The following is an 11,662-nucleotide window of genomic DNA, read 5'->3' as shown; positions in this document are numbered from 1 at the left end:
CCGCGAGCCGGCGCCGCGCCCCCCGATCGCCGTCCGCGGTGCCGGTATCCGGCGCCGCGTGCCGCGGCGCTCAGCCGGCGAGTTCGCGGCGGAAGAACTCCAGTTCCAGCGCCATGAGTTTCTCCCGGGTGCCGCCCGGCGTCATGTGGGTGACCCCGGGCAGGGCCAGCAGCTGGTGCGGGCGGCCCGCGTCCGTCAGCGCCCGGGACAGGCGCAGGGTGTGCGAGGGATGGACGTTGTCGTCGGCCAGGCCCGTCATCAGCAGCAGCGGCCGGGTCAGCTTCGGCGCGTCGGGGATCAGCGAGTCCCGCTCGTACACCTCCGGGTGCTCCTGCGGCAGGCCGAGGTAGCGCTCGGTGTACGCGGTGTCGTAGTGCCGGAAGTCGGTGGGCGCGGCCCCGGCGGCCGCCGCGTGGAAGACGTCCGGGCGGCGCAGCACCGCGAGGGCGGACAGGTAGCCGCCGTACGACCAGCCACGCACCCCGACCCGGCCGAGGTCGAGGTCGCGGTGGCGGGCGCCGAGCGCCTGCAGGGCGGCGACCTGGTCCTCCAGGGTGACCTCGGAGAAGCCGCGGTACACGGCGTGGGTGAAGGCGGGGGAGACGTACGGGGTGCCGCGGTTGTCGACGGTCACCACCGCGAAGCCCTGGTCGGCCCACCACTGGCGGTGCTGCCAGCGGCGCGGTTCGGCGCTGACGTCCTGGAAGCCGGGGCCGCCGTAGCCGTCCACGAGCACCGGCAGCCGCTGCCCGGGGACGTGGCCGCGGGGCAGTACCAGCGCGGTGGGCACCCCGTGCTCGGTGACCCGCTCCAGCACCGGGGTCACCCGCCAGGGAAGCGGCGCCGCGTGGTCGGCCGGGGTGAACTCGCGCCCGTCGGCGGTGCGCACGGTGCGGCGTACGCCCGCGCGCCCGGCGGCGGTCAGCAGCAGCGTCCCGGCGGAGGCGAGGACGCAGTGCACGGTGGGGACCCCGGGGTCGTCGGCGAGCACGGTGACCTCCCCGGTGTCCGGGTCGAGCAGCAGCACCTGCTGCTCGGCGGGGTCGCGGAGCCCGGCCTCGACCAGCAGTCGGCCCTGGTGGACGCCGGCGAAGCGGCGGACCTGGACGCCTTCGCCGGTGAGCAGGCGGCCGTCGACGGCCACGGCCCGGGCGGCCCCGCCGGGTACGTCGGCGGCCGTGAGCATGCGCCCGTCGGGGAGCCGGGCCGGGGTGCCGGGCAGCAGCGGGTCGACCCACCGGGGGTGGGTGGTGCGCGACAGCTCCCGGGTGCGGCCGGTGGCGGGGTCGGCGCGGAGGAGGAGGACGCACTGCTGGAGCCGGTCCTGGACGGTCAGCAGGATCTCCTCGGACGACTCCCAGGACGCGTCGGAGACGTACGGGAAGCGCTCGGCGTCCCAGTCGAGCCGGACCCGCCGGCCGCCCGGCCCGAGGACCCACAGCTGGACGTCCGCGTTGGGCCCGCCCGCCTCGGGGTAGGCGAAGTCCTCGGGCGGCAGTTCGGGGTGTGCCGGGTCGGCGAAGTGGCGCCGTTGGAGGGCGGTCTCGTCGACGCGGGCGGCGAGGAGGGTGATGCCGTCGGGGGACCACCAGTGGCCCCGGGAGCGGCCGAGCTCCTCGGCGGCGGCGAACTCGGCGAGGCCCCAGCGGGCCCCGTCGTCGGGGCTGATCCGGCCGCCGGGGGCGGTGTACAGGGCGTCGTCGGCGACGTAGGCGATGCGGGAGCCGTCGGTGTTGGGACGGGGGTCGAAGGCGGGGCCGGCGGCGGGCACCTCGACGGGGCCGGGCGCGTCGGAGTCGTAGGCGCCGGTGTCGTGCGCGCCGGTGTCGTGCGCGCCGGTGTCGTGCGCGCCGGAGTCGTACGCGACGGTGAACAGGCGGCCGTAGAGGGCGAAGACCGCGCTCCGTCCGTCGCCGGAGAGCGCGTAGGAGCCGATCCCGGCGGCGGTGAGCCGGGTCCGCTCGCGCAGCCGCCGCTCGGCGACGGGGAGCGGGCCGGTGGCCGGGGCGAGGGCGCGCGGGTCGGCGAGGAGCGCTTCGGCGCCGGTGGCGGTGTCCAGGATCCAGAGGGAGTCGAGGGGGTCGGCGGGGCCGGAGGACCGGAGGAACCAGAGGAGCCGGCCGTCGTCGCCGAAGGCGAACGCGCGCGGGGCGCCGTACGTGAAGCGGGCCGTACGGGCGGAGAGCCGGAGGAAGTCGTCCATGAACGAGCAGTGTGCCATGTGAAATGGCACACTGCACAGGTCGTGCACCCTGGGCCATTCGAGTGGTGTACCCCCGGGAGCAGGTTTAGCGTCGGGAGCGTGGACCCGAACGCATCGCCGAGCGGCAACGGGACCGACGGCGAGGCCCGCGGGAACGGCAGCAGGCTCGCCCTCTTCGTCATCGCCTCGTGCCAGCTCATGGTCGTTCTCGACATCACCATCGTGAACATCGCGCTGCCGCACATCCAGACCTCGCTCGGCTTCTCCACCGAAGGCCTGTCGTGGGTCGTGAGCGCCTACACCCTCGCCTTCGGCGGGCTGCTGCTCCTCGGCGGACGCGCGGGCGACATCCTCGGCCGCAAACGGGTCTTCATCTGCGGCGTCCTCCTCTTCGGCCTGGCCTCGCTGCTCGGCGGACTCGCCGGGACCGAGGGCCAGTTGCTGGCCGCCCGGGCCCTCCAGGGCGTCGGCGGCGCCATCGCCTCCCCGACCGCCCTGGCCCTGATCACCACGACCTTCCGCGAAGGCCCCGCCCGCAACAGGGCGTTCGGCGTGTTCTCCGGGGTCTCCGCGGCCGGCGGCGCGATCGGAGTGCTGCTCGGCGGCATCCTCGTCGAATGGCTCGACTGGCGCTGGGTGCTCTTCGTCAACGTCCCCATCGCCGTGGTCGTCGCCACCCTCGCCACCAAGGTCCTGCACGAGTCCGAGCGCCGTCCCGGGCACTTCGACCTCGCCGGCGCCCTGCTGTCCACCGCCGGCATGGTCCTGCTCGTCTACGGGTTCATCCGCGCGGCCCGGGACGGCTGGCGCGACCCGATCCCCCTGGCCTCCTTCGGCGTGGCCGTGGTCCTGCTGACCCTGTTCGTCATCAACGAGCGCCGCTCTCTCCAGCCCATCACCCCGCTGCACATGTTCGCCGACCGCAACCGCGCCGGCACCTACGGGATCATGCTCTTCCTCGCCTGCGCGATCTTCGGCATGTTCTTCTTCCTGACCCTGTTCGTACAGAACGTGCTGGGCTTCAGCCCGCTCCAGGCCGGGCTCGCCTTCCTGCCGGTCAGCGTGATCGTCGCCATCGCCGCGGGCACCACCGCGCGGCTCCTGCCCACCTTCGGGGCCAAGCCCTTCATGGTGGCGGGCGCCCTGTCCTGCGCGGTCGGCCTGGGCTGGCTGACGCAGACCGACGTCCACTCCACCTACCTCGGCAGCATCCTCGGCCCGATGCTCTGCTTCGGCCTCGGCATGGGCCTGCAGTTCGTGTCCCTGACGGTGATGGCGCTGTCCCACGTCGCCGACCGCGAGTCGGGCGCCGCGTCCGGCCTGCTCAACACCACCCAGCAGGTCGGCGGATCGCTGGGCCTGTCCATCCTGGTCACCGTCTTCGGCACGGCCAGCCGCAACGAGGCCCCCGCCCAGCTCGCCGACTTCCTGGCCACCGCCACCCCGGCGCAGCAGGTCGTGTTCCGGCGCACCGGCCGGCTCCCGGACCCGTGGGGCGATGCGGTGCTGACCGCGGGCGTCAGCGCCGCCTTCGTGGTCGCGGCCGCGTTCACCCTGGTGGGCGCGGCCATCGCGCTGTTCGCCATCCAGGTCCGCCCGTCCGACCTCGAACGCCTCAAGGGTCACCACACCCCGACGGCCGCCTGAGCGCCGCGGAGCACGTGCGCATGCGGCCGCGGGCGGGGTTCGCCACACTGGGCGTGATGTGAACGCTGACCCCGCCCCCGCGGAACCCGGCCGGCCGGCGCGCCGCGAGTGGACGCGGCACGCCCTGCTGCCCCCGCTCATCGCCTGGCTGCTCTCGAACCTCGTCACCTGGCTGGTCGCGCGGGCCTCCGTGGCCGGCGACGGGTCCCGGGTCTCCTACTGGTCCACGGGGAGCCGCCGCCGCTGGGACTCCGAGCACTACCTGTCCATCGCCAGGACCGGCTACGAGATGTTCTGGTGCCGGGAACGCCACCCGGACTTCCCCGACGTCATGTGCGGGAACGTCGCCTGGTTCCCCGGATACCCCATGGCGGTCCGGGCGCTCTCCGCCACCGGGCTCTCCTACGAGCTGTCCGCCGTGGTCGTCACCGAAGCGGCGCTGTTCGGGATGTTCGCGGTGCTGTGGTGGCTGCTCGGCGCCCGGCTCCGTTGGTCCACCGGCCTCACCCTCGCCATCGGCGCGGTGTTCCCGGGCGGCGTCTACCTCCACGCGATGTTCCCGATCGCCCTCGGCACGCTGGCGCTGCTCGTCTGCGTCGCCGGGGTGAAGCGCGGGTCCTGGGGCCTGGCCGCCGCCGGCGGCTTCGTGGCGGCGGCCTGTCATCCCGTCGGCGCGGCCGCCGTCGTCGTCATGCTGCTGCTGAGCGCCTCCTTCGCCTGGCGCGGGCACACCCGGTTGCTGCGGTGCGCGAAGGCCGGGCTGTCGGCGGCCCTCGCCGCCTGCGGCGTGCTGTGGGCCAAATGGCTGATGTGGCAGGCCACGGGCCGCTGGAACGCGTACGAGACCATCCAGGCCTCCAGCTACGGCCAGGGCGGCCTGCGCCAGCCCTTCGACGAGATGCGCAAGGCCTACGACTTCCCGTTCCGCCACTGGTACGCGCCCGAGGGGCAGCTGTCGTGGCTGGTCGAGCAGAGCCTCGCCGCGCACCGGACCCAGTTCTGGCTGAACGCGGCCCTCGTCCTGCTCGTGGTGGTCGCCGCCGGGCTCCGGCTCGTTCGGGACCGCCGGCTCGACGCCGAGGAGTGGGCAGCCCTGATCCTCGTGGTGGTGATCTACCTGCTGCCGTTCTTCGCCGGCGCGGAGATGTCGTGGTACCGCAACCACGCCCAGATGTTCGTCGGGCTCGTCCTCGTCAGGAACCTGCCCCGGTGGATCCAGGCGTCCCTGCTGGTGTGCTGCCTGGCCCAGTACGCCCTGCTGGGGGCGATGTTCTTCGCCGGGGTGCTGGTGTGACGGGTGTTGCGCACGCTCAGCCGGTGAGGTCCGCACGCAGGCGGGCCGCGTCCCCGCGGGTGTTCATGGCGAGGGCCAGCCAGGAGCCGTCGGCGAAGGCCAGGTCCACGCGGGCCGGTCGGCGCCGCAACCGGGGGATGCGCCGCAGGGTGCAGGCGGCGGCGTACTCCTCGCGGGCCGTCCCGCCGCGACCCCAGGGCGACCGGACGGTCACCTTGCCCGGTTCCGCGGTGAACGCCCCCGGCGGGTCCTCGGTCTCGGTCTGCCGGTGCGTCCAGTGGAACCCGTGCAGGGCCAGCGCGAGGCGGCCGGCCTCGCTGTCCCAGTCGCCGCGCCGGCCGGGGCCGTGGAGCAGCCGCCCCAGCAGGCGCAGGGCCCGCTCGAAGGGCTCGACCAGGGCGGACAACGCGCTGACGAGGTCGTCCGGCACGGCGACCAGCATCCGGACCAGGAAGAACTCCGCCAGCCGCGCCCGCAGGCGCCGCTCGGCCGGGGAACCGGGCAGCATCGCGCGGGGCGGCCTGCGTGCATAAGGGGACAGGCTCCCCATGATCTCCTCGCTCACCGGCCCATGATCGCCGGACCGCGGTTACCCGGCCAAACCCCTGATCCGGCAGCGCATCGGCCCTTCCGTGCGCAGGGTGATCCCGGCGCTGACCGGGATGTCGGCGTCCACGGCCTCGAACTCGTACGCCCGCAGCAGCATCGCCAGCGCGATCACCGACTCCAGCATCGAGAAGTGCTGCCCGATGCAGGCGCGGGGGCCGCCGCCGAACGGGAACCAGGCGTACCGCGGCCGCTCGGCCTCCGCCTCCGGGGTGAAGCGGTCCGGGTCGAACCGCTCCGGGTCGGGCCAGTACTGCGGGTGGCGGTGCGTCACCCACGGGGACAGGATCACGTCCGAGCCCGCCGGGATGGCGTGCCCCGCGACCTCGGTGGCCGCGACGGAGCCGCGGCCGATGACCGGGGCCGCCGGGTAGAGCCGCATCGCCTCCTTCAGGACCCGCGTGAGGTACGGCAGCCGTTCCAGGTCGGCGGCCTCCGGCGTACGGTCGCCCAGGACGCGGAGGACCTCCTCGCGGGCCCGCGCCTGGTGCTCGGGGTGCCGGCCCAGCAGGTGCAGGGAGAAGGCGAGCGAGGTCGCGGTCGTCTCGTGCCCCGCCAGCAGGAAGATCAGCACCTGGTCGCGCAGCTCGGCCGCGTCGAACTCGCCGTCCTGCGTGCTGCCGGCGGAGGACAGCAGGCCCAGCAGGTCCTCGCCCGTCCCGTCGGCCGTGCCGGCGGAGGCCCGCCGCTCGGCGATGATCCGGTCGCATACGGCGTACAGCTCGTCCATCGCGGCGGCGGCCCGCCGGTTGCCGGGCGTGGGCCAGTTCCGGGGGACGTTCGCGGGGGAGTAGCCGCGGCGGAGCACGTACTCGGTGATGACCGGAAAGCACCGGTCGACGACGTCGACGGTGGCGTCCACGTCGGTGCCGAAGAGGATGCGGGCGACGGCGCGCAGGGCGAGCTCCATCATCTCGTCGGAGACGTCGACGACCCCGCCGGGCGCCTGCGCCCACCGGGTGAGGGTGGCCTGCGTCTCGTCGGCGACGGCGCCGGCGTAGCCGTCCACGCGCCGCTTGGTGAACAGCGGCTGCACCAGCCGCCGCTGGCGCAGGTAGTCCTCGTCCTGACTGGTCAGCAGGCCGTTGCCGAAGGAGTCCCGGACCTCCTGGTAGAAGGTGTTGTCCTTGCGGAAGTTGGCCGACTGCGCGGCCAGCACCTGCTGGGCGCCCTCGGCGGAGAACACGCAGTACAGCTCGGCCCGCAGCCCGGGCGGGCCCGCGGTGATCCGTACGACGTCGCCGTGCTGGGCCTGGGCGCGCAGGTAGGTGCCGAGCGAGTCCGACTTCAGGTCGAGCAGCGACCCCAGCAGCGGGTTCCCCGCGAGCGTGGGCACCTCCGCACCGGGTCCGCGGTCCGCTCGTGCCTGTGAATCCACTGCTGCCATGGCCGCCCCCTCGACACCGTGCTGACGGGCCGATTCTGCACGGTCCGGCGCGCGGCGGCGAGATCTGTCACCCCGTCCGGCCGAATCCGGCCATGCGACTCCTACCCCGTTCGGACTACTCGTCGCCCTCGTGTCGTCCGGCCGGGGGCTCAGTCCCCCCAGTCCCAGGTGTCGAAGTACGTGGCCGTCCCGGTCCGGCGGGCCTCCATGGCGGCTTCGAGCCGCGCGAAGTCCTGCGGCGGCATCAGGGCCCGCCACCGGTCGAGCGGCAGCGCCCGTACGTCGTCGTGCTCGGCCGGGTCCAGGGTGATGCGCCGGATCTGCCCGTCGGTGAGCCGGCCCCCGTCGAAGACGAAGCCGATCGAGCTGAGCGGCCACTTCTTGCCCGGCAGGCCGAAGACCGTGGTCAGGAGCCGCGGGGGGCCTTCGTAGACGATGCCGGTCTCCTCCCGGCACTCGCGCAGCGCGGTCCCCCAGGGGCGTTCGCCCTCCTCCATGCAGCCGCCGGGCCACTGCCACGGGTGGCTGCGCGAGTACACCGCGCGCAGCTGCACCGGCCGTTCCTGCTCGTCGGTGAAGAACAGGCAGGCGAAGGCGGTCGCCTTGGGCAGGGTCGCGGCGAACTCCTCGGGCGGCAGCCAGCCGGAGGTCACGCGCCGGGAAGGGTGATCGCCTGCACGGGACAGGCCCGCGCGGCCTCCTTCAGCATCGGGTCGCCGCCACCGTCCTCCCGACCGGGAATCACCATCCCGAAACCGTCGTCGTCGCTGGTGAACACCGCGGGCGCGCGCAGGGCGCACTGGCTGCTGCCGATGCAGACGTCGGTGTCGATCGTGATCCTGTCGGACATGGATCCGGCCCTTCTGAGATCGCGGTGCACGCGGTCGCATGCGCGCTGCTCATGATCGCCGCCAGGGCCGCCCGGATCGGCGTGTCGCCCGGACAATCACCCCTTCGGACGAGCTCGGGAGACCCGCCCGGAGCCAAAATCCGGGGGCGTCCTGCGCTGTCCGGACCCTACGATCGGCCGCGGGGGGTGGTGCGCGATGTGGCCGTGGCGCAGGCGGAGGAACCGGGGGACTACCGGAACGCAGCCCGACGGGCCACGGCAGTCGCAGTCGCAGTCGCAGCCGGAGCCGGAGCCGGAGCCGCAGCCGCAGCCGCAGCCGCAGCCGCAGCGGGAGTCGGAGCCGCAGCCCGAGACCGACCCTTGGCAGGAATGGCTGAGCGGTTCGCCCGAGGCGCTCGCGGTCGGGCAGTGGTGGGGGGACGCGGCCGAGCAGATCGCCCGGCTCGGCGAGGAGGCGTTCTGCGAGCGCCTGGGCGAGCTGCTCTCCCGCCTGTCCCCCCGCGACTTCGCGGCGCTGGGCCTCGGCTGTAGCCGCCGGATCGACCGCTCCTGCCGGGAGCCGCAGACCTGCTCGCAGGACCCCGTGCCGCTGCCTGCGGGCGGCCGGCCGCGCCTGCGCCAGGGCCCGGTGGCCGGCGCCTGCAGCGACTTCTGGGACTGCTACAGCCGGTTCGGGCTGCGGGCCGCGTTCACCGCCGACGACCGCCACCGCGCGGTGACCGTCCAGGGCCCGTGGTCCCGGGTGATGCTGTGGGTGGACGGGGTCCGGGTGGAGGCGCCGAGCTTCCTGGACCAGACCGGCTACTGGCTGGAGAACCGCTTCTACGTCACGGAGATGTCCGGCCCGGATGACCACCCCTTGCAGGGGCACTACGGCATGGGCCAGATCGCGGTCCTCTCGCTGGTGATCCACGACGTCGCCACCGCCACCACCCACATCGTGGAGCCGGAGCCGCACCAGGACTGGTCCGACCCGGTCGCCGCGCTCCGCGACGGCGAGTGGCGCTTCTACCCGACCCGCGAGGCCCGCGACGCCGGCCGCCCGGACCGCACCCTCACCGTCCTCCCGCCCCACCCGAAAGCCGGTTGACCCGTGAGGGAGGATGAGGTCGTGATCTCCAAGGAGCGGGCCGTCGAGCTCGTCGAATCCTTCCTGGCCGGCGACCTCCCGACGTGGACGTGGGACGGACCGCCCCCCACGCCGGAGGTCTACCACGTCGAGGAACGCGAGGTCGGCTGGCTCGTCTTCTGGCGCTCGACGGAACGGCCCCGCCGCGGCATGACCGGCACCTCCGTCGGCGGCCACTACCTGGTGGACCGGTACGACGGGAGCATCCACTTCGTCCCCGCAGTCCGGTGGGACGACGATGGCTGGGAGGACCAGTACCTCCTGGAGGCCAAGGGCCTCAGGCGGCCCGATCCCCTGGCCGCCGCGGTTCGCGCGCTCGTGCAGTCCGCCGGGACCGTGGCCGCGATGGGCCACCTGCGCAAGAAGGCCCCGCGGCTGGGCCTACAGGACGCGAAGGCCTACGTCGCGGCCGTCCGGGACGGCGCCGAACCACCGGAGGAACTCGCGGCCCTCACCCGCGAGGAGCGGCTGCAGCCGCTCCCGCCCATCGAAACGGTGGCCGGCCCAGTGCGGTAAGGGTCGGGGCCCCGTCAGTCGACGGCCCGGACGTACGACCCGTCGCCCGCGACCGGGGAGCACTTCCGATGCCGGTGACGGCCGCCGCCATGGCCGGGCCGGCTACGGCAGCGCGGCCGTCCTGCGTGAACAGTTCGTACGCCGCAGGGGCCCGTCCCCGCCCCTACCGCCGCTCCTTCACCCGCACGCCCCGTCCGGCAGGATGAGCCGGCCCGCGCACGACGCGCGTCGGTCCTCGACCCTGGTTCAGGCGTTCTGGAGGGCGGTGACCAGGCCGGCCAGCAGGTGGGCGCGTTCATTCATCGCCTCGACCACGACGTACTCGTGGTCGGCGTGGGCGCCGCCGCCGACCGCGCCGAGACCGTCGAGGGTGGGCACCCCCAGGGCGGCGGTGAAGTTGCCGTCGCTGCCGCCGCCGACCGCGCAGCCTTCGAGGCCCGGGAGCAACCTTCGTGCCAGCGCGAAGAGTTCGGCGGAGGCCGACTCGGGCATCGGGGGTCGACCGATGGATCCCTCCACCGAGATCTCCGCCCCGTCGAGGTGCGGGGTCAGGGCGGCGAAGGCCGATTCGACGCGCTCCTTCTCGTCTTCCGTCTCCACCCGCACGTCGACGGTGACGGTCGCCTCCGCGGGCACGACGTTGTCCAGGGTGCCCGCGGCGGCGACGGTCGGGGTGACCGTCGTCCCGATCCCGGGCCGGCCGAGCGCCGCGATGTCCAGCACCTGGTGCGCCGCCTCGACCAGGGCGTTGACCCCGGCGGCGGGTTCGAGGCCGGCGTGCGAGGCCCGGCCCGTGATGGAGACGTGGAACGAACCACAGCCCTTGCGGCCGGTCTTGAGTCCGCCGCCGTCCGCGGCGCCCTCGACGACCAGCACCGCCCCGCAGGCGAGGGCCCGTTCCTCGATGAGGGCCCGCGAGGAGCGCGAGCCGACCTCCTCGTCGGCGGTCACCAGGATCTCCACGCCCGACCGGTCGTCGAGGGCGGCCACCCCGTGCACCGCCTGCACCAGGCCGCCGAGCATGTCGAAGACCCCGGGGCCGGTCGCATGCCCGTTCTCGACGGTGAACGGGCGCCGCTCCAGGGTGCCGAGCGGGAACACGGTGTCGTGGTGACCCAGGATCAGGACCTTGGGCGCGCCGCCGCCCGACCAGTGCACGTGCGGCCCCGCTTCGCTCTCGATGAGCACGGCATGCCCGCCGAGACGGTGCTCGATGACGCCGGCGACGGCTTTGGCCGATGCCGTCAAGGCGTCGGGGTCGCGTGACGGCGACTCGGTTTCGACGAGCGTCCTGAGGTCCTCGAGCATCGCTTCCACACTCACACGGCCTGTCTTCTGCGTCGTCATGTGCAAAGCCTAATCCGCGCGCCCACAACGCCGGTCGAGCGCCGCAGCGGGCGCGCAACCGTGCGACGGCAAGGCCGGCCGTGGCCTACCCGTCGACGATCCCCGCCGCCGTTCCCGCGCGGCGGCCCAATTGTGCGCCGGCAGAAGGGAGTTGAACCTGACGCATTCCCTGACCGGGACTCCCGCGAACCGTGCAGTATCCATGAAGCTTCGTGAGGAATGGACCTGGGCAGCCGCAGTGAATGGCCCTTTGTGCAAGGAGCCAGTCTCCATGGGGGCTGATATGCCGGCGGACGGCACCGCTTTGGAACTCGTGGACGTGGAGCTGTACGACCTCGAACAGGATCTGTCTTTTCTCGCCACCCCGAACGGCGGGCAGTTCGCGCTGAGCACCACCGGCTACGCACGGGTCGGGCCGGCCCCGGAGGACCTGTCCGCCGTCGACGTCCGCGACACCGTGCTCGTCGCGGCCTTCGCCCACCCCGCCCACCGGGAACTGAGCCGCATCGACGAGCTGTGTGCCCGGCTCGGCCTGCGCTGGCTGCATGGTGGTCCGCCAAGCGTTCAGCTGTCACGGGTTGACGCGGTCCGGGCCGTGATCCTACTGTCCGCCTTGCGTGTGCTGCAGCCGACGGCGACGCAGGCCGACCGGATTCTGATGAATGCCGAAATCTGAGCAAGTG

General features: G+C 73.6%; 11 protein-coding genes. 5 read left to right on the top strand and 6 right to left on the bottom strand.

Translation table 11 applies throughout. From position 1 onward, the window contains the following. Positions 1-70: 70 nt before the first annotated feature. A complete protein-coding gene (locus ACFVGY_RS04810; RefSeq protein ID WP_385671021.1) occupies positions 71-2,203 on the bottom strand; it encodes a prolyl oligopeptidase family serine peptidase in 2,133 nt (710 codons plus the stop codon). A gap of 99 nt (positions 2,204-2,302) precedes the next feature. On the opposite strand from ACFVGY_RS04810, the gene ACFVGY_RS04805 reads away from it, so the two are divergent. Together ACFVGY_RS04805 and ACFVGY_RS04800 are read left to right on the top strand one after the other, a co-directional pair. Next, a complete protein-coding gene (locus tag ACFVGY_RS04805) occupies positions 2,303-3,850 on the top strand; it encodes an MFS transporter (protein ID WP_385671018.1) in 1,548 nt (515 codons plus the stop codon). 58 nt (positions 3,851-3,908) lie between these two features. Then, positions 3,909-5,144, top strand: coding sequence for a hypothetical protein (locus ACFVGY_RS04800; protein WP_385671015.1), 1,236 nt, complete (start codon positions 3,909-3,911; stop codon positions 5,142-5,144). 16 nt (positions 5,145-5,160) lie between these two features. On the opposite strand, the gene ACFVGY_RS04795 is transcribed toward ACFVGY_RS04800, so the two are convergent. The 4 genes from ACFVGY_RS04795 to ACFVGY_RS04780 form a co-directional block, all read right to left on the bottom strand. Next, positions 5,161-5,709 carry a hypothetical protein gene (locus ACFVGY_RS04795; RefSeq protein WP_385671012.1) on the bottom strand — a complete coding sequence of 183 codons (549 nt, stop codon included), beginning with the start codon at positions 5,707-5,709 and terminating at the stop codon, positions 5,161-5,163. A 24-nt stretch (positions 5,710-5,733) separates the two neighbouring features. Beyond that, positions 5,734-7,137 carry a cytochrome P450 gene (locus ACFVGY_RS04790; protein ID WP_385671009.1) on the bottom strand — a complete coding sequence of 468 codons (1,404 nt, stop codon included), beginning with the start codon at positions 7,135-7,137 and terminating at the stop codon, positions 5,734-5,736. Positions 7,138-7,286: 149 nt separating this feature from the next. Beyond that, positions 7,287-7,790, bottom strand: coding sequence for an NUDIX domain-containing protein (locus ACFVGY_RS04785; protein WP_385671006.1), 504 nt, complete (start codon positions 7,788-7,790; stop codon positions 7,287-7,289). Continuing rightward, positions 7,787-7,987 carry a ferredoxin gene (locus tag ACFVGY_RS04780; protein ID WP_385671003.1) on the bottom strand — a complete coding sequence of 67 codons (201 nt, stop codon included), beginning with the start codon at positions 7,985-7,987 and terminating at the stop codon, positions 7,787-7,789. Before ACFVGY_RS04780 ends, ACFVGY_RS04785 begins: the two co-directional genes overlap by 4 nt. Positions 7,988-8,183: 196 nt before the next feature. On the opposite strand from ACFVGY_RS04780, the gene ACFVGY_RS04775 reads away from it, so the two are divergent. Next, the gene (locus ACFVGY_RS04775; RefSeq protein ID WP_385671000.1) at positions 8,184-9,077 is read left to right on the top strand and encodes a hypothetical protein; all 894 of its coding nucleotides are present in this window, start codon (positions 8,184-8,186) and stop codon (positions 9,075-9,077) included. A gap of 21 nt (positions 9,078-9,098) precedes the next feature. Continuing rightward, complete coding sequence (locus ACFVGY_RS04770; RefSeq protein ID WP_385670997.1) at positions 9,099-9,632, top strand: hypothetical protein; 534 nt, start codon at positions 9,099-9,101, stop codon at positions 9,630-9,632. Positions 9,633-9,878: 246 nt separating this feature from the next. On the opposite strand, the gene ACFVGY_RS04765 is transcribed toward ACFVGY_RS04770, so the two are convergent. Further along, a complete protein-coding gene (locus tag ACFVGY_RS04765; protein WP_385670995.1) occupies positions 9,879-10,979 on the bottom strand; it encodes a M20 family metallopeptidase in 1,101 nt (366 codons plus the stop codon). Between the two features lie 271 nt (positions 10,980-11,250). On the opposite strand from ACFVGY_RS04765, the gene ACFVGY_RS04760 reads away from it, so the two are divergent. Continuing rightward, positions 11,251-11,655, top strand: a complete 405-nt coding sequence (locus ACFVGY_RS04760) for a hypothetical protein (RefSeq protein WP_385670992.1) — start codon at positions 11,251-11,253, stop codon at positions 11,653-11,655. Positions 11,656-11,662: the final 7 nt, after the last annotated feature.

The sequence above is a fragment of the Streptomyces sp. NPDC127106 genome, from assembly GCF_042677605.1.
In the GTDB taxonomy this organism is placed as follows: domain Bacteria; phylum Actinomycetota; class Actinomycetes; order Streptomycetales; family Streptomycetaceae; genus Streptomyces.
This window is presented reverse-complemented; position numbering and strand designations above follow the sequence as displayed.